Annotated in this window: 17 protein-coding genes and 1 pseudogene; 9 read left to right on the forward strand and 9 right to left on the reverse strand. The window is 69.5% G+C overall.

The window, feature by feature from the left end; translation table 11 throughout:
• Window positions 1–54: 54 nt before the first annotated feature.
• From ABZ934_RS15450 to dnaA, 5 genes are all read right to left on the reverse strand, one after another.
• Window positions 55–540, reverse strand: a complete 486-nt coding sequence (locus ABZ934_RS15450; RefSeq protein ID WP_361312982.1) for a DUF721 domain-containing protein — start codon at window positions 538–540, stop codon at window positions 55–57.
• 74 nt (window positions 541–614) lie between these two features.
• On the reverse strand, window positions 615–1,751 hold the full coding sequence (recF, locus tag ABZ934_RS15455) for a DNA replication/repair protein RecF (protein ID WP_361312841.1): 1,137 nt from the start codon (window positions 1,749–1,751) through the stop codon (window positions 615–617).
• Between the two features lie 97 nt (window positions 1,752–1,848).
• A complete protein-coding gene (gnd, locus tag ABZ934_RS15460; protein ID WP_136210316.1) occupies window positions 1,849–2,724 on the reverse strand; it encodes a phosphogluconate dehydrogenase (NAD(+)-dependent, decarboxylating) in 876 nt (291 codons plus the stop codon).
• A gap of 169 nt (window positions 2,725–2,893) precedes the next feature.
• A complete protein-coding gene (dnaN, locus tag ABZ934_RS15465) occupies window positions 2,894–4,024 on the reverse strand; it encodes a DNA polymerase III subunit beta (protein ID WP_361312843.1) in 1,131 nt (376 codons plus the stop codon).
• 936 nt (window positions 4,025–4,960) lie between these two features.
• Window positions 4,961–6,760: a chromosomal replication initiator protein DnaA gene (dnaA, locus tag ABZ934_RS15470; protein WP_361312844.1), complete on the reverse strand. Its 1,800-nt coding sequence runs from the start codon at window positions 6,758–6,760 to the stop codon at window positions 4,961–4,963.
• A gap of 361 nt (window positions 6,761–7,121) precedes the next feature.
• Here dnaA and rpmH point away from each other — a divergent pair, with 361 nt between their 5' ends.
• The 9 genes and pseudogenes from rpmH (at window position 7,122) to ABZ934_RS15515 (ending at window position 13,598) form a co-directional block, all read left to right on the forward strand.
• The gene (gene rpmH, locus ABZ934_RS15475; RefSeq protein WP_007265229.1) at window positions 7,122–7,259 is read left to right on the forward strand and encodes a 50S ribosomal protein L34; all 138 of its coding nucleotides are present in this window, start codon (window positions 7,122–7,124) and stop codon (window positions 7,257–7,259) included.
• Window positions 7,260–7,279: 20 nt separating this feature from the next.
• Window positions 7,280–7,654: a ribonuclease P protein component gene (rnpA, locus tag ABZ934_RS15480; protein WP_361312846.1), complete on the forward strand. Its 375-nt coding sequence runs from the start codon at window positions 7,280–7,282 to the stop codon at window positions 7,652–7,654.
• A pseudogene (yidD, locus tag ABZ934_RS15485) lies at window positions 7,651–7,905 on the forward strand (membrane protein insertion efficiency factor YidD); the annotation flags it as partial. The gene rnpA and the pseudogene yidD, both read left to right, overlap by 4 nt.
• A gap of 30 nt (window positions 7,906–7,935) precedes the next feature.
• Window positions 7,936–9,042: a membrane protein insertase YidC gene (yidC, locus tag ABZ934_RS15490; protein ID WP_361312848.1), complete on the forward strand. Its 1,107-nt coding sequence runs from the start codon at window positions 7,936–7,938 to the stop codon at window positions 9,040–9,042.
• Window positions 9,043–9,086: 44 nt separating this feature from the next.
• Entirely contained in the window at window positions 9,087–9,599 is a 513-nt protein-coding gene (locus ABZ934_RS15495; protein ID WP_136210325.1) for a R3H domain-containing nucleic acid-binding protein, read from the forward strand.
• 108 nt (window positions 9,600–9,707) lie between these two features.
• Complete coding sequence (gene rsmG / locus ABZ934_RS15500; RefSeq protein WP_136210327.1) at window positions 9,708–10,424, forward strand: 16S rRNA (guanine(527)-N(7))-methyltransferase RsmG; 717 nt, start codon at window positions 9,708–9,710, stop codon at window positions 10,422–10,424.
• 265 nt (window positions 10,425–10,689) lie between these two features.
• Window positions 10,690–11,799: an AAA family ATPase gene (locus tag ABZ934_RS15505; protein ID WP_361312850.1), complete on the forward strand. Its 1,110-nt coding sequence runs from the start codon at window positions 10,690–10,692 to the stop codon at window positions 11,797–11,799.
• A complete protein-coding gene (locus ABZ934_RS15510; RefSeq protein ID WP_361312851.1) occupies window positions 11,796–12,884 on the forward strand; it encodes a ParB/RepB/Spo0J family partition protein in 1,089 nt (362 codons plus the stop codon). The genes ABZ934_RS15505 and ABZ934_RS15510 overlap by 4 nt, the downstream gene beginning before the upstream one ends.
• A gap of 90 nt (window positions 12,885–12,974) precedes the next feature.
• On the forward strand, window positions 12,975–13,598 hold the full coding sequence (locus ABZ934_RS15515) for a GNAT family N-acetyltransferase (protein WP_361312852.1): 624 nt from the start codon (window positions 12,975–12,977) through the stop codon (window positions 13,596–13,598).
• Window positions 13,599–13,664: 66 nt separating this feature from the next.
• Here ABZ934_RS15515 and trxA read toward each other — a convergent pair whose 3' ends face one another.
• The 4 genes from trxA to sigM form a co-directional block, all read right to left on the reverse strand.
• Complete coding sequence (gene trxA / locus ABZ934_RS15520) at window positions 13,665–14,006, reverse strand: thioredoxin (RefSeq protein WP_329196669.1); 342 nt, start codon at window positions 14,004–14,006, stop codon at window positions 13,665–13,667.
• A 51-nt stretch (window positions 14,007–14,057) separates the two neighbouring features.
• The gene (gene trxB, locus ABZ934_RS15525) at window positions 14,058–15,017 is read right to left on the reverse strand and encodes a thioredoxin-disulfide reductase (RefSeq protein WP_361312853.1); all 960 of its coding nucleotides are present in this window, start codon (window positions 15,015–15,017) and stop codon (window positions 14,058–14,060) included.
• Window positions 15,018–15,142: 125 nt separating this feature from the next.
• Entirely contained in the window at window positions 15,143–16,054 is a 912-nt protein-coding gene (locus tag ABZ934_RS15530) for a zf-HC2 domain-containing protein (RefSeq protein ID WP_361312855.1), read from the reverse strand.
• The gene (gene sigM, locus ABZ934_RS15535) at window positions 16,051–16,752 is read right to left on the reverse strand and encodes an RNA polymerase sigma factor SigM (RefSeq protein WP_361312856.1); all 702 of its coding nucleotides are present in this window, start codon (window positions 16,750–16,752) and stop codon (window positions 16,051–16,053) included. The genes ABZ934_RS15530 and sigM overlap by 4 nt, the downstream gene beginning before the upstream one ends.
• Window positions 16,753–16,761 lie beyond the last annotated feature (9 nt).

The following is a 16,761-nucleotide window of genomic DNA, read 5'->3' on the forward strand; positions in this document are numbered from 1 at the left end:
GGGGTTCCGGAAGCGCCCGGAGGGATCCGGGGGATCCGGGGGATCCGGGGGGGATCAGCCGTACGTATCGCCCGGGCCGGTGCCACCCGGCACCCGCCACGGCCCGTACTGCTTCGGCCGGCCGCCGGGACCGTGCACCTTGATCATCCGTACGGTGCCCTGCCCCAGCTCCGCGTTCAGCCGGGCGACCAGCTGCGGAGCCAGCAGTTTCAGCTGCGCCGCCCACGCCGAGGAATCGCACCGGACCACCAGCTCGCGGTCCTCGTAGCGCTCGGGCACGCAGTGCGTGGCGATCTCCGGGCCGACGATCTCCGGCCAGCGCTCCATCACCCCGGCCACCGCCATCGGCATCTCCCAGCCGTGCTCCGTCCGCAGCCGGGCCAGCGCCGCCATCAGCGGCATCGGATCCCGGCCGTCGGCACGCGCGCCCGACCGCAACCCCGGCTGCCGGTGCTTCTTTCCCGGCGCCGCGTTGCCCCGCGCGCGCGCCTGCTCGCGCGCCGCCGCCAGCGCCTGTCGTGCCAGGTCCACCCCGGACAGCGGCGGGGCCGTGCGCTCCGGACCGAAGGGGTATTCCGGGCCCCGGGGCTGATCCGGGTGCTGCTCGTGCTCGCTCACTGCGGGGTCACCTCGCCGCCGGACACCCCGAACCGCACCCCCGCCAACACGTCCGGAACGTCATCGTCCACAGCCGCCGTCACCAGCACCTGCTCACCCGGGGCCACCAGCTCCGCCAGCCGTTCCCGGCGCCGCGCGTCCAGTTCCGCGAACACGTCGTCCAGGATCAGCACCGGCTCGTCGCCCTCCGCGCGCAGCAGCTCGTACGAGGCCAGCCGCAGCGCGAGCGCGTACGACCATGACTCGCCGTGGCTCGCGTACCCCTTGGCCGGCAGCTCCCCGAGCCGCAGCAGGACGTCGTCGCGGTGCGGACCCACCAGCGTCACGCCCCGCTCGATCTCCTGCTTGCGAACCTCCGCCAGGGCCGCCAGCAGCACCTCGTACAGCGCCTCCCGGGTGCGCGCAGCCCCGCTGTCCACGGCCTCGCCCGCCGAGGACCGGTACGCCAGCCCCAGCGGGCCGCCGCCCGGCGCGAGCTGCTCGTACGCCTTGTCCGCCAGCGGCAGCAGGGTCGCGATCAGGTCCAGCCGCTGCGCCAGCAGCTCCGCGCCCGCCCGCGCCAGGTGCTGGTCCCACACGTCGAGGGTCGAGAGGTCCATGGAACGCCCGCCGTGGCGGCGGGCCATCGCCGCCGACTTCAGCAGGGTGTTGCGCTGCTTGAGCACCCGCTCGTAGTCCGAGCGGACCGCGGCCATCCGCGGTGAGCGGGCCGTGACGAGCTCGTCCAGGAAGCGGCGGCGCTCTCCCGGGTCGCCCTTCACCAGCGCCAGGTCCTCCGGCGCGAACAGCACCGTACGGACGATCCCCACCACGTCACGCGGCCTGACCTGCGAGGACCGGTTGATCCGGGCGCGGTTCGCGCGCCCGGGGTTCAGCTCCAGCTCGATGAGCTGCCGGCGTTCGCCCTGCGCCACGGCCGCGCGGATGATCGCCCGGTCGGCGCCCATGCGCACCAGCGGGGCGTCCGAGGACACCCGGTGGCTGCCCAGCGTCGCGAGGTAGCCGATCGCCTCGACGAGGTTGGTCTTGCCCTGGCCGTTGGGGCCCACGAAAGCGGTGACGCCCGGACCGAGGGGAACCTCGGCCCGGGCGTACGAGCGGAAGTCGGCCAGTGAGAGATGCGAGACGTACATTCGGCGCCGACCTCCCCCGGCTTCCTGCTGCTTGCTGTGGTGCTGGTGTAGTGCTGCGGTGCTGTCTTGCGGGGTGCCGGTGGCGCCGTGTTGCGGGTTACTTCTTCTCGACCGCGTGTCCGCCGAACTGGTTGCGCAGCGCGGCGATCATCTTCATCTGCGGGGAGTCGTCCTGGCGGGACGCGAACCGGGCGAACAGCGAGGCGGTGATGGCCGGCAGCGGAACGGCGTTGTCGATCGCCGCCTCGACCGTCCAGCGGCCCTCGCCCGAGTCCTGCGCGAAGCCGCGCAGCTTCTCCAGGTGCTCGTCCTCGTCCAACGCGTTCACGGCGAGGTCCAGCAGCCAGGAACGGATGACCGTGCCCTCCTGCCAGGACCGGAACACCTCGCGGACGTCGGTGACCGAGTCGACCTTCTCCAGCAGTTCCCAGCCCTCGGCGTACGCCTGCATCATGGCGTACTCGATGCCGTTGTGGACCATCTTCGCGAAGTGGCCGGCGCCGACCTTGCCCGCGTGCACGGCGCCGAACTCGCCCTCCGGCTTGAGGGCGTCGAAGATCGGCTGGACGGCCGCGACGTGCTCCTTCTCGCCGCCGTACATCAGCGCGTAGCCGTTCTCCAGGCCCCACACGCCGCCCGAGACACCGCAGTCGACGAAGCCGATGCCCTTGGCGGCCAGCTCCTCGGCGTGCTTCTCGTCATCGGTCCAGCGCGAGTTGCCGCCGTCGACGACGATGTCGCCGGGCGAGAGCAGCTCGCCCAACTCGTCGACGGTCGACTGCGTCGCCGCACCGGCCGGGACCATCACCCACACCACGCGGGGGGCCTGGAGGCCGTCCACAAGTTCCCGCAGGCTGTGGACATCCGCGAGGTCCGGGTTGCGGTCGTATCCGATGACGGTGTGGCCTGCGCGGCGGATGCGCTCGCGCATGTTGCCGCCCATCTTGCCGAGACCGATGAGACCAAGCTCCATCAGGTGCTTCCTTAAGCGTTGTGGCCGTCTGTGCCGGGCTCCCCGCGATCCGGGGCCGTCCCCGGATCCGAGCCTACGCCGGGCCGTCGGACGGGACCCCACCCAACGTGCCGGGTACGCAGTCGGGCCCGGTCCGCGCGATCGCGAGGCCGGGCCCGACGGGACGGACTCAGCCGGACAGGCGCACCGGCATGATCAGGTACTTGTACGCCTCGTCCGCCTCGGCGTCCACCGCGGGACGGCCGCTGAGCAGCGCGGGCTTGGTGGAGGTGGTGAAGCTCAGCTGGGCGGCGGGCGAGTCGATCGCGCTGAGGCCGTCGAGCAGGAACGTGGGGTTGAAGGCGATCGAGATGTCGTCGCCCTCCAGCTTCGCGTCGACGCGTTCCACAGCCTGTGCATCGTCGCTGGAGCCGGCTTCCAGGATCAGCACGCCCTGCTCGAAGCTGAGGCGGACCGGGGTGTTGCGCTCGGCGACGAGGGCGACGCGCTTGACGGCCTCGACGAACGGGGCGGTCTCGATCACGGCGATGGAGTTGAACTCCGTCGGGAAGAGCGTGCGGTACTTGGGCAGGTCGCCTTCGAGCAGGCGGGTCGTGGTGCGGCGGCCCGCGCCCTCGAAGCCGATGAGGCCCTCGCCCGCGCCGGAGCCCGAGAGCGCGATGGTGACGGTGTCACCGCTGGTCAGGGACTTGGCGGTGTCCAGGAGCGTCTTCGCGGGGACCAGGGCCACGGCGGAGGCGTCGGGATTCTCCGGCTTCCACAGGAACTCGCGGACCGCGAAGCGGTAGCGGTCGGTGGAGGCGAGGGTGACCCGGTCGCCCTCGATCTCGATGCGGACGCCGGTCAGCACGGGCAGCGTGTCGTCGCGACCGGCGGCGATGGCGACCTGGGCGGCGGCGGAGGCGAAGACCTCACCGGGAACGGTGCCGGTCGCGGTCGGCATCTGCGGCAGCGCCGGGTACTCCTCCACAGGCAGGGTGTGGAGGGTGAAGCGGGATGAGCCGCAGACCACGGTGGCCCGTACACCGTCTGTGGAAATCTCCACCGGGCGGTTGGGGAGGGCCCGGCAGATGTCGGCGAGCAGCCGGCCGGAGACGAGGACCGTGCCGTCCTCCTCGACGTCGGCCTCGACGGAGACGCGCGCCGAGACCTCGTAGTCGAAGCCGGAGAGGGACAGCGTGCCGTCCTCGGCCTTGAGCAGCAGGCCCGCGAGCACGGGCACCGGAGGCCGGGCCGGGAGGCTACGGGCAGCCCAGGCCACCGCCTCCGCGAGTACGTCGCGCTCCACCCGGATCTTCACCGGAACCGCCTCCTGCTGTTGCTCGCTCGTCTGCCGGCTTTCGTCGTCGGCTCCCGGTCCAGGGTCTCGACGGACCGAGGCCGCGGTGCCGGGAACCAGTCTGACGCACGGCGCCGACAGTCGGTGCTGCCGGCGGTCAAGTCGGGAGCACGGCGTCGGGGCGGCCGGACGACGAGTTGTGCACAGGACCTGCTTGAAAACCGAATCCGGCCTCAATCTCTATGGGGGTAGTAGTAGGGCCTGTGGAAACGGTGGATAAGCCCGTCTTCGCAGGTCAGCCCCGGTTTTTTATCCCCACGCCCTGTGGGCGGCACCGGTGGACAACACGGTGTCCCTGTGGAGAACGAAAACTTCTGCACAGGCCGTCCCCAGACGACCCCCACTACTCCACAGGTGTGTCCCCAGCTTTTCCCCAGTACTCCACAGACCAAACACCGGTCTCCGTGTGACGGCTTTCACTCGGGGCGGTGACGGAGGTGTCCGCGTTGCCGAACAGTGGACAACGGTGTGGAGAAGTCCTCGCATCCTGTGCACAGGATGCGGGAACCTGTGAGTGGGCGGTGGACAGAGTCGTGGACGACCCTGTGGATGATTTTTCTGTCCACAGGCTGTGGACAGGTGTTGTGCACAATTCCACAGGCTGCTGAACTGGCCTGATGACGTCTCACGCCGCGCCCCTGTGGACAGATTGTGGGCGACGGAACTCTTCCCCAGGGTGTGGACGGAAGAAAGTCGCCCAATCTGTGGATGAGTTGGCCCGCAGGGGGCGTATTCGAACAGAGCAACAGCGCGCGCACGAAGAAGGGCGCCCCCGGTTCGAGCCGGAAGCGCCCCTGTAGACGAGCGCGGGAGGGCCGTTCGAAGGGCCGTGAGAGGACGTGCCGAGGCCCCGAAATCCTTCCTCGGGGTGCGCGCACGCGGGCCCGGGAGCCCGGCTCAGCCGTTCTTGATGCGGTTGGTGAGCTCCGTGACCTGGTTGTAGATCGAGCGCCGTTCCGCCATCAGGGCCCGGATCTTGCGGTCCGCGTGCATGACGGTGGTGTGGTCCCGGCCACCGAACTGGGCCCCGATCTTGGGCAGGGAGAGGTCCGTGAGCTCCCGGCACAGGTACATGGCGATCTGCCGGGCCGTGACCAGGACGCGGCTGCGCGAGGAGCCGCACAGGTCGTCCACGGTGAGCCCGAAGTAGTCGGCGGTGGCGGCCATGATGTCCGAGGCGGTGATCTCCGGCGCGCTGTCCTCGCCGCCGGGGATCAGGTTCTTCAGCACGTCCTCCGTCAGACCGAGGTCCACCGGCTGCCGGTTGAGGCTCGCGAACGCCGTGACGCGGATCAGCGCCCCCTCCAGTTCGCGGATGTTGCGCGAGATGCGGGAGGCGATGAACTCCAGTACCTCCGGCGGGGCGTTGAGCTGCTCCTGTACCGCCTTCTTGCGCAGGATCGCGATCCGGGTCTCCAGCTCGGGCGGCTGGACGTCGGTGATCAGACCCCACTCGAAGCGGTTGCGGAGCCGGTCCTCCAGGGTGACGAGCTGCTTGGGCGGCCGGTCGGAGGACAGCACGATCTGCTTGTTGGCGTTGTGGAGGGTGTTGAAGGTGTGGAAGAACTCCTCCTGCGTCGACTCCTTGCTCGCGAGGAACTGGATGTCGTCGACGAGCAGGATGTCCATTTCGCGGTAGCGCTTGCGGAACGCGTCGCCCTTGCCGTCGCGGATCGAGTTGATGAACTCGTTGGTGAACTCCTCGGAGCTCACGTACCGCACCCGGGTGCCCGGGTAGAGGCTGCGCGCGTAGTGCCCGATGGCGTGCAACAGGTGCGTCTTGCCGAGGCCCGACTCCCCGTAGATGAAGAGGGGGTTGTACGCCTTGGCGGGTGCCTCGGCGACGGCCACCGCGGCGGCGTGTGCGAAGCGGTTCGAGGCACCGATGACGAAGGTGTCGAAGAGGTACTTGGGGTTCAGCCGGGCGGTCGGCTCCAGCGGACCCGAGGTCGAGCCGCCGGACGGGGCCGGGGGCGCGGGGCGGTGGGGGGCCGGCCGCGGGGCGGGCTGGTCGTACTGCTGCTGCTCGTACTGGTGCTGCTGGTGTTGCTGGTGTTGCTGCTTCTCGTACGGGGACTGGTCGTACTGCTGTTGGTCGAAGGAGCCCTGCTCGTAGGAACCCTTCTCGTAACCGCCGGACTCCGACTGCTGGAGGTAGCCGGGCTGGGGGGAGGCGTAGGGGTCGCGCTCCGGGAAACCGCCGAGGCGCTGCTGCTGCCAGCCGTAGTCGTCCTGCTGGCCGCCGCGGGGCCAGGAGCCGGGCTCGGGACGCTGCTGCTGGTAGTCCGGGTAGGCGGGGCGCGCCGTGGGCAGCCGTTCGTCGTCGGCGCCGCCGGGGCCGGTGTGTCCGCCGGGCCGCTGGCCGCCGTAGGGCTCGTAGGACTCGCGCTGCTGCCCGGAGGGCGCCGGCGGCGTCGGCTCACCCGCGGAGTCGTCCACGGTGATCGCGATCCGGATGGGCCGGCCGCACTCGCGGCTGAGCGCGTCACTGATCAGCGGGGCGAGCCGGCCCTCCAGGACCCGCTTGCCCCATTCATTGGGGACGGCGAGCAGAGCGGTGTCCGCGACGAGGGCCAGGGGCTGACAGCGCTCGACCCACTGCTTGTCCTTGGGCTCGATGCCCGGCTGCCCCTCCCCCAGGAGTACGTCGAGCACGCGTGGCCACACTGCGGCAAGATCGGCAGGTACGTCAGCCACAGAGCACGCTCTCTCACAGGTCCCGGTTCCACGAATGTGTGGTTCTTTGGGACGGTCGGGACAAAAAATCCGGGATCAGACAACGGTAGTCAGGCCGGTGGGTACGGTTCAAGTCGTTGTCCACAGCCTGTGCACAGTGTGCGGCAGTGAAGGCTCGGTTTGACCGGATGGCGTAGCCGCGCGTACCGTAACGAGGTCGAGTTGTCGATGGCTGCTGCCGCCTGCCTACCGATGGGCGAAGATCACTGATTGTGATCATGTAGCGGTGCCACTCGGGCGAACACGCGAGTTTTCCTTCGTGGGCGCACGGTGACAGCCAGGCGATGTCCCGCCACAACGATTCATTCTCTGGAGCCCCCGAGTGAGCAAGCGCACCTTCCAGCCGAACAACCGCCGTCGTGCCAAGACCCACGGCTTCCGCCTGCGGATGCGTACCCGCGCCGGTCGCGCCATCCTGGCGAACCGCCGCAGCAAGGGCCGCAGCGCCCTGTCCGCGTAACACGCGCGGGTCGTGACGTCGTGCTGTCTCCCGAAAATCGGCTGAGGCGGCGCGAGGACTTCGCGAGCGCGGTACGACGAGGGCGCCGGGCCGGTCGCCCGCTCCTCGTCGTCCACCTACGTACAAGCGGTGCAACGGACCCGCACGAGCCGGGGGAGATCGATCCCTCGACGCGTGCGGGTTTCGTCGTCAGCAAGGCTGTCGGCAACGCCGTCGTACGGAACCGGGTCAAGCGCCGTCTGCGCCATCTCGTCCGGGGGCGGCTGTCCCGCCTGCCCGCCGGTAGCCTGGTGGTGGTGCGGGCTTTGCCCGGTGCGGGTGACGCCGGCCTCGACGAGCTGGCCCGTGACCTGGACGTCGCTCTGGAGCGGCTCCTGGGAGGCGTGGCTCGATGAAGTACCCGCTGCTCGCTTTGATCAAGCTGTACCAGTGGACTATCAGTCCGCTGCTCGGACCGGTGTGCCGGTACTACCCGTCGTGCTCGCACTACGGGTACACGGCCATCGACCGGCATGGTGCGGTGAAGGGGACGGTTCTTACCGCCTGGCGGATCCTGCGGTGCAATCCGTGGACCCCGGGCGGTGTGGATCATGTCCCACCCCGGAAACGCCCGCGTTGGCACGAGCAGCTGCGCAGTGCGTTGCGTAGATCTCGCAATGCTCAAGGAGCCTGATTAGTGGACACGATTGCCAGTCTGTTCAGTTTCATCACCACACCCGTCTCGTGGGTCATCGTCCAGTTCCACTCGCTGTACGGCGCGATCTTCGGCCCGAACAGCGGATGGGCCTGGGGCCTGTCCATCGTGTCCCTGGTGGTCTTGATCCGCATCTGCTTGATCCCGCTCTTCGTGAAGCAGATCAAGGCGACGCGTGGCATGCAGGCGCTCCAGCCGAAGATGAAGGCGATCCAGGAGCGCTACAAGAACGACAAGCAGCGCCAGTCCGAAGAGATGATGAAGCTGTACAAGGAGACGGGTACCAACCCGCTCTCCTCGTGCCTGCCCATCCTGGCGCAGTCCCCGTTCTTCTTCGCGCTCTACCACGTGCTCTCGGCCATCGCCAACGGCAAGACCATCGGTGTCATCAACCAGTCGCTGCTGGAGAGTGCGCGGCAGGCGCACATCTTCGGTGCCCCGCTGGCTGCGAAGTTCACGGACAGCTCGGACAAGGTCGCCGCGCTCGGCGCCTCCCTGACCGACGTCCGCATCGTGACCGCGGTCATGATCGTCATGATGTCGCTGTCGCAGTTCTACACGCAGCGCCAGTTGATGCAGAAGAACGTCGACCTCTCGGTCAAGACGCCGTTCATGCAGCAGCAGAAGATGCTGATGTACATCTTCCCGCTGATCTTCGCCTTCATGGGCATCAACTTCCCCGTCGGTGTCCTCGTCTACTGGCTGACCACCAACGTGTGGACCATGGGCCAGCAGATGTACGTGATCAACCAGAACCCGACGCCGGGCAGCAAGGCCCAGGACCAGTACCTGACCCGTCTGCTCAAGCACGTCAGCACGCACGGTGAGCTCAAGGGCCGGGGCAAGAAGAAGATCGTCGCGGCGATCGTGGCCAAGGGCCCGGACCGCAACGACAACGAGCGGAAGTTCATCACCGCGCTGACGAAGCAGGGCATGGCCGCGCAGCCGGACGGCTCCGTGATCAGCAGTGTCGAGGCGACGGCCGACGCGGACGCGGCGAGCGGCGGTGTCGCCACCAAGCGGCAGCAGCCGAAGCGGCAGACGAAGGCGAAGCGTCAGACGCCTCCCAGCAAGTCCACCAAGAAGTAGCCCTCTCTCCAAGACCCTCCAAGAAGCAAGAAGGAGCCCCTCCCGTGACGGAAGGCACCACCACCGCCGCCGCTGAGGGCGGCGACACCTTGACCCGCCTCGAGCAGGAGGGCGAGATCGCGGCCGACTACCTTGAGGGCCTGCTGGACATCGCCGACCTGGACGGCGACATCGACATGGACGTCGAGGCCGACCGGGCCGCGGTGTCGATCGTCAGTGACTCCGCCGGTCGTGACCTGCAGAAGCTCGTGGGCCGCGACGGTGAGGTCCTGGAGGCTCTGCAGGAGCTGACGCGCCTCGCCGTGCATCGCGAGACCGGGGACCGCAGCCGGCTGATGCTGGACATCGCCGGGTTCCGCGCCAAGAAGCGTGAGGAACTGGCGGCACTGGGCGCCCAGGCGGCGGCCGATGTGAAGGCCTCGGGCGAGCCGCTGAAGCTCGCGCCGATGACGCCCTTCGAGCGGAAGGTCGTCCACGACGCCGTGGCGGCCGCCGGTCTCAAGAGCGAGTCCGAGGGCGAGGAGCCGCAGCGCTTCGTCGTTGTGCTCCCTGCCTGACCGGAAGAGCGTGTGGTCGGCCCCGTCTGTCTCGCAGGCGGGGCCGATGTTTGTAAGCCTGGCAGTGCCCGTTGTATGAAGAGTGTTCTGTACGGAAGGACGGTCCCCGTGACGGAGGCAGCAGAGCTTCCCCCGGCGCCTGAAGAGGCGCGTGCGGTATTCGGCGAATTTTTCCCGGAAGCCGTGCGGTACGCGGAGCTGCTGGCGGACGCGGGGGTCAAGCGCGGTCTGATCGGCCCGCGCGAGGTGCCTCGGCTCTGGGAGAGGCACCTGCTGAACTGCGCGGTGCTGTCCGAGGCGGTGCCGGAAGGCGTCTCGGTGTGCGATGTGGGCTCGGGCGCCGGCTTGCCGGGCATCCCGCTGGCCCTGGTACGCAGGGATCTCAAGATCACCTTGCTGGAGCCCCTGCTTCGGCGCACCAATTTCCTCCAGGAGGCCGTGGAACTGCTGGGCCTGGACCATGTGACGGTGGTGCGCGGTCGGGCCGAAGAGGTGCTCGGCAAGCTCCAGCCGGTCCATGTGGTGACGGCGCGCGCGGTGGCTCCTTTGGACCGGCTGGCCGGCTGGGGCGTGCCGCTCCTGCGTCCCTACGGCGAGATGCTCGCGCTCAAGGGCGACACCGCCGACGAGGAGCTGGTGGCGGCCAAGGCCGCGCTGACGAAGCTCGGTGTGGTGAAGACCTCGGTGCTCCATGTCGGAGAGGGTGTCGTGGACCCGTTGACCACGGTGGTGCGTGTGGAGGTGGGCGAGAGCCCCGGAGGGGTGCGGTTCGCGGCCAAGCGGGCCAAGGCCGCCCGAGTGGGGCGGACCCGGCGCCGCCGCTGATGATCGTCCTTTTGGGTCCGGACCCGGCTGTTCCAGGCGTGTTCGGCCCTATAGGTATGGATTTCGGAGTGTCGTAGCGGGCGGAAGTCCGTGTCCGGGCATCGTGTTTCACGTGAAACGTCGCTCCCTGCTGCACGGAATCATCAGCCGCGGTCGTGCGGCCGCGTCCCCCCGCCCGCGTGACGGCGTGGGGGTGACGGAGTTGTCCACATCGGTGGATTCATCCACAGGAGTTCGGGCCCCGCTGGTTCGTGACCCCGGTGACATGGCAGGCTCTGTTCATCGCGAGCCTGATGTCGAGGAGAGTGACACCGTGCGGTCCGACGCCAACCTCGCGGGGCCGATGGCCGACCCGGTCCCCGGTCCCCGCTCTGAATCGCCGGGCGAGGATGTCTCTCCCCCAGCCACCGCTGGGGGAGAAGCAGCACCTCCGCCCCTGGTGGACAACGACGACACCCCCATCGGCCGAGCCACCCGGCCGGCGGTCGACGCCCTGGGACACGCCGGTGAACCGCTGCCGCGGCCGGCGCGGACCCGGGTGATGGTGGTGGCCAACCAGAAGGGCGGCGTCGGGAAGACCACGACGACCGTGAACCTGGCGGCGTCACTGGCCCTGCACGGGGCCAAGGTCCTGGTGATCGACCTCGATCCCCAGGGCAACGCCTCCACGGCACTCGGCATCGACCACCATGCGGACGTGCCCTCCATCTACGACGTGCTCGTGGACAGTCGACCGCTGCTGGAGGTCGTCCAGCCGGTAGTGGACGTGGAGGGCCTCTTCTGCGCCCCGGCCACGATCGACCTGGCGGGCGCGGAGATCGAGCTGGTCTCGCTGGTGGCCCGGGAGAGCCGGCTCCAGCGGGCGATCCAGGCGTACGAGCAGCCGCTCGACTACATCCTGATCGACTGCCCGCCGTCGCTGGGGCTGCTCACGGTGAACGCTCTGGTGGCGGGCGCGGAGGTGCTGATCCCGATCCAGTGCGAGTACTACGCACTGGAGGGGCTGGGTCAGCTCCTGCGCAACGTCGATCTGGTACGGGCCCACCTCAACCAGTCGCTGCACGTGTCCACGATCCTGCTGACGATGTACGACGGCAGGACCCGATTGGCCTCGCAGGTGGCGGAAGAGGTTCGCACGCACTTCGGCAAGGAGGTGCTGCGGACGAGCATTCCGCGCTCGGTGCGCATCTCGGAGGCGCCCAGCTACGGGCAGACGGTGCTCACCTATGACCCGGGTTCCAGCGGCTCCCTCTCCTACCTGGAAGCCGCGCGGGAGATCGCGTTGCGGGGGGCCGGAATCCATTACGACGGCCGGCACGCCCATCTGGGCGCCGGCATGAACAGCACGCAGAGTATGGCGGAGGGGATCCAGTGAGTGAGCGACGTAGGGGTCTGGGGCGGGGGCTCGGCGCGCTGATTCCCGCCGCTCCCCAGGAGAAGACGCCTGTGGTGGGTGCCGGGTCGACGTCACCGTCGGCGGTGCCGGTGCTGACGGCGGAGCGCGGTATCGCCGCGGCGAAACTGGCGGCGCTGACGCAGGCGGATGGCTCGGTCGGGGCGCCACAGGCGGTCGCCTCGGTGGGCGTGTCGGAACCGGTGGCACCGGCGGCCGAAGGGGTGGCGGGGGCGACGTTCGCCGAGCTCCCCATGGACGCGATCACGCCGAACCCGCGGCAGCCCCGTGAGGTGTTCGACGAGGACGCGCTGGCGGAGCTGGTGACCTCCATCAAGGAGGTGGGCCTGCTTCAGCCGGTCGTGGTGCGCCAGTCCGGGCCGGGACGCTATGAGCTGATCATGGGTGAGCGCCGCTGGCGGGCGTGCCGTGAGGCCGGGCTGGACCGGATTCCGGCGATCATCCGGGCGACGGACGACGAGAAACTGCTGCTGGACGCCCTTTTGGAGAACCTGCACCGGGCGCAACTCAACCCGCTGGAGGAGGCTGCCGCCTACGACCAGCTGTTGCAGGACTTCCACTGCACGCATGACCAGCTGGCGGACCGGATCGGGCGGTCGCGTCCTCAGGTGTCGAACACCCTGCGATTGCTGCGGCTGTCCGCCCCGGTGCAGCGCCGGGTGGCCGCGGGCGTGCTCTCGGCGGGTCATGCCCGTGCGCTGCTGTCGGTGGAGGATTCCGAGGCGCAGGACCGGCTGGCACACCGGATCGTGGCCGAGGGGCTGTCGGTGCGCGCGGTCGAGGAGATCGTGTCGCTGATGGGTTCTGAGCCGGAGAGCCCGGTGAAGCCGAAGGGTCCCCGGGCGGGTGCTCGGGTGGCTCCGGCGCTCAGTGAGCTGGCGACACGGCTTTCGGACCGGTTCGAGACCCGGGTGAAGGTGGATCTCGGCCAGAAGAAGGGCAAGATCACCGTCGAGTTCGCGTCGATGGAGGATCTGGAGCGGATCCTGGGGACGCTGGCGCCGGGCGAGGGCCGGGTGCTGGAACAGGGTCTGTCCGGGGAGTGACCCGGGAGCCCGACCGGAAAGCCGGGAGGCGAGTCGTACGGCGCGAGCCGGTACGGCTCGCCTCTTTGTCGTAGCGGATACGATGCGTGTATGGGTCGTCGGTTGGTACCGCTCACGCTGGACAACCTCCAGGACCTGCCCCGACGTTGCCGGACCTGCGTGTTCTGGGAGCTGGATCCGGTCAGTGGTGAGGCCGCCGTGAAGGCGGGAACCGCTGAGCTGGAGAAAGAGGCGTGGATCTCCGCCGTCCTGCTGGAGTGGGGATCGTGCGGCCGGATCGTCTATGTCGACGACGTTCCCGTGGGTTTCGTGCTGTACGCGCCGCCTGCCTACGTGCCGCGTGCGACGGCGTTCCCGACCAGCCCGGTCTCTCCTGACGCGGTCCAGCTCATCACGGCGTGGATCATGCCGGGCTATCAGGGGCAGGGCCTGGGACGCGTGATGGTCCAGACGGTGGCGAAGGATTTGTTGCGGCGCGGGTTCCGGGCGATCGAGGCGTTCGGCGACGCGCGATGGGAGCGACCGGCCTGCCTGCTTCCGGCGGACCATCTGCTGTCGGTGGGCTTCAAGACGGTTCGGCCGCATCCGGTGCATCCCCGGCTTCGGTTGGAACTGCGCTCCACGCTGTCCTGGAAGGAAGACGTGGAACTCGCCTTGGACCGCCTGCTGGGCGGGGCGCGGGCACGCAAGGAGCCGGCGCTGCGTCCGCTGTGACGGATGGCCGTCGGACAGGCGAACGGGGCCGCTCCCGGTGGGAGCGGCCCCGTTTCACGTGAAACGTCAGGCGGTCTTGACCTCGACGAAGGGGTCCAAGTCGCGCAGGATGGCGGCCTTGGGCTTGGCACCGACGATGGTCTTGACGACCTCGCCGCCCTGGTAGACGTTCAGCGTCGGGATGGACATGACGCCGTACTTGGCGGCCGTGGCCGGGTTCTCGTCGATGTTGAGCTTGACGATCTCGATCTGATCGCCGTACTCGGCCGCGATGGCCTCCAGGGACGGGGCGATCTGGCGGCACGGGCCGCACCATGCGGCCCAGAAGTCAACCAGGACCGGCTTGTCGGCGGCGAGGACGTCGGCGTCGAAGCTGGCGTCGGTAACGTTCTTGAGGGTGCCGGCCACAGCGGCCTCCTTTTTCCTGCGGGGGTGGGTGAAGGGGGGGTGGTGCGCGGGTCAGACGGTCGCGTGCGCCTGCTCGGCGTCCGCGAGGGCGGCGAGGTAGCGCTCCGCGTCGAGGGCGGCGGAGCAGCCCGTGCCGGCGGCGGTGATCGCCTGACGGTAGGTGTGGTCCACGACGTCGCCCGCGCCGAAGACGCCGGTGAGGTTGGTACGCGTGGACGGGGCGTCGACCTTGAGGTAGCCCTCGTCGTCCAAGTCCAGCTGCCCGGTGAACAGTTCGGTGCGCGGATCGTGTCCGACGGCGATGAAGAGGCCGGTCACGGGCAGCTCGGAGGTCTCGCCGGTCTTGGTGTTGCGCAGGGTGAGACCGGAGAGCTTCTGCTCGCCGTGGATCTCGGCGACCTCGCTGTCCCAGGCGATCGAGATCTTCGGGTCGGCGAAGGCGCGGTCCTGCATGGCCTTCGAGGCGCGCAGGCTGTCACGGCGGTGGACGATGGTGACCGACTTGGCGAACCGGGAGAGGAAGGTCGCTTCCTCCATCGCGGTGTCGCCGCCGCCGACGACGGCGATGTCCTGGTCCTTGAAGAAGAACCCGTCGCAGGTGGCGCACCAGGAGACGCCGCGTCCGGAGAGGGCGTCCTCGTTGGGCAGGCCGAGCTTGCGGTGCTGGGAACCGGTGGTCACGATCACGGCCTTGGCGCGGTGCACGGTGCCGGCGGTGTCGGTGACGGTCTTGATCTCACCGGTGAGGTCCACGGCCACGACGTCGTCGGGGACGAGTTCCGCGCCGAAACGCTCGGCCTGACCCCGCATGTTGTCCATGAGGTCGGGGCCCATGATGCCGTCCTGGAACCCGGGGAAGTTCTCGACCTCGGTGGTGTTCATCAGCGCACCACCGGCGGTGACGGCACCCTCGAAGACGAGGGGGTTGAGCGAAGCGCGTGCGGTGTACAGGGCGGCCGTGTAACCGGCCGGCCCGGAGCCGATGATGATCACGTTTCGGACGTCGCTCACGGGTTCGTTCCTCGTCTCTGCGGACTGCGTGCTGCCTACCGGGGGGCCGGTGTGGACTCTCACCCCACCCAACGGATCCTACGGCGCGCGCATTCCCGGCTGGGTCCGGCTCGGACCTGAATGAGTCAAGGACGGGCGTACGTACCGCTGAGCAGTGGCGTGCCCGGGGCCGTCGAAGGGTTGTTGGCGCAGCCGCTCGGGACGACGAGGGCGTCCACTCGGGCGGGGTCCCCGGCGTGCGGGAAGACGACGAGGTAGACGTCGGTGCCTTGGTAGGTGCTGTGTTCGGCGGCGAGCGGAGCGTCGGCGCGGCCGGTGGCCCGCTGGACGCAGGGCGGAACAGGAGGGGCCTGCCGGTCCTCGGGGGCGATGTTGGGGGAGACGTTTTCCGCCCCGTCCGTGTTGTTCCTCTCTTGCGGCCTGCTCTGTGGCTTCGCGCCGGCCGCGAGGAGGCGCTGGACGCTGTTCTGGAGCCCTTGGGCGGAAAGAGCGTCGTCGGAGGGGTGGGGACGGGCTGTGGCCGAGGTGCCGGTGCGGGCGGCGGTGTCGTGGTGCGAGCTGCCGTCCAGGGCGCCGGACAGGAAGAGTCCCACGGCGCAGGCGGCGGCCCCGACGAGACCGCCGAGCACCGTGATCCGTCGCCGGGCCCGGCGACGGGCTGGCCCGGTGGGGCCGGTCGGGTGACCTACGGGCCGGATGGGGGCCGACGGCGATGTTTCACGTGAAACATCGCGACGCGGTGATGCGGGCGCCGGCGCGGTACGTCGGGAGGTGGAGTCCAAGAGGGCCTCGGCGGCGAGAGCGGCGTCGATACGGCCTGCGATGTCGGAGGGCATCCGGCTCGGCCCGGGCAGGGTGCCGAGAAGGGCGCGGATCTCCCGGAGGGAGGCGAGGACGTCGGCGCACAGGGGACAGCCGTCGAGGTGGCCGCGTACGGCGGCGGTGCGGGCCGGTGAGAGCAGCCCCTCGGTAAGGTCGGAGATCTCCGCGACGTCCGGGTGCCGGATCGTGCCGGTCGTGCCCGTTGTGGGGCTCACGGTCGTCCACCTCCGCCCTTCAATGCGTCTGGGTCTGACTGCCTGCGTTCTGCCGCTGGTGGGACGGATGGCCCCGGCGTCCGGTTCCTTCCCCGCTCGGCGGCGGTGTTATCCACGGCATTCGAGCGCAGATGAGTGAGCAGCGGGAGCAGTTTCGCCCGGCCGCGCGCACAGCGGCTCTTGACCGTTCCCACGGCGACATCGAGGACGCGCGCGGCTTCGGCGACGGGATATCCCTGCATGTCGACCAGGACGAGCGCGGCCCGCTGCTCGGCCGGGAGGGTGGCGAGGGCGGCCAGTAGCTGGCGGTGGAGGTCTTGGCGTTCGGCGGGGGCCTCGGCGGACTCGTGGGGCTCCAGGAGCCGCTCCAGCCGGTCCGTGTCATTGAGGGGCGCCGTCCGGCGGGAGGCCGCTTTACGGGCCCGGTCGAGGCAGGCGTTGACGGTGATCCGGTGCAGCCAGGTGGTGACGGCGGAGTCGCCGCGGAACGTGTGCGCGGCCCGGTAGGCGGAGACCAGCGCGTCCTGTACGGCGTCGGCGGCCTCCTCCCGGTCCCCGAGCGTGCGCAGCGCCACGGCCCACAACCGATCGCGGTGCCGGCGCACGAGCTCTGCGAAGGCATCGGGGTCCCCGGCGACGTGCGATGCCAGCAGCTCTCGGTCCTCGGCCCGCTCGGGGTCGTCAGCCGCAGGCTTCATGTTCCCCTC

The organism is Streptomyces sp. NPDC046557 (assembly GCF_040645975.1).
Lineage (GTDB): Bacteria > Actinomycetota > Actinomycetes > Streptomycetales > Streptomycetaceae > Streptomyces.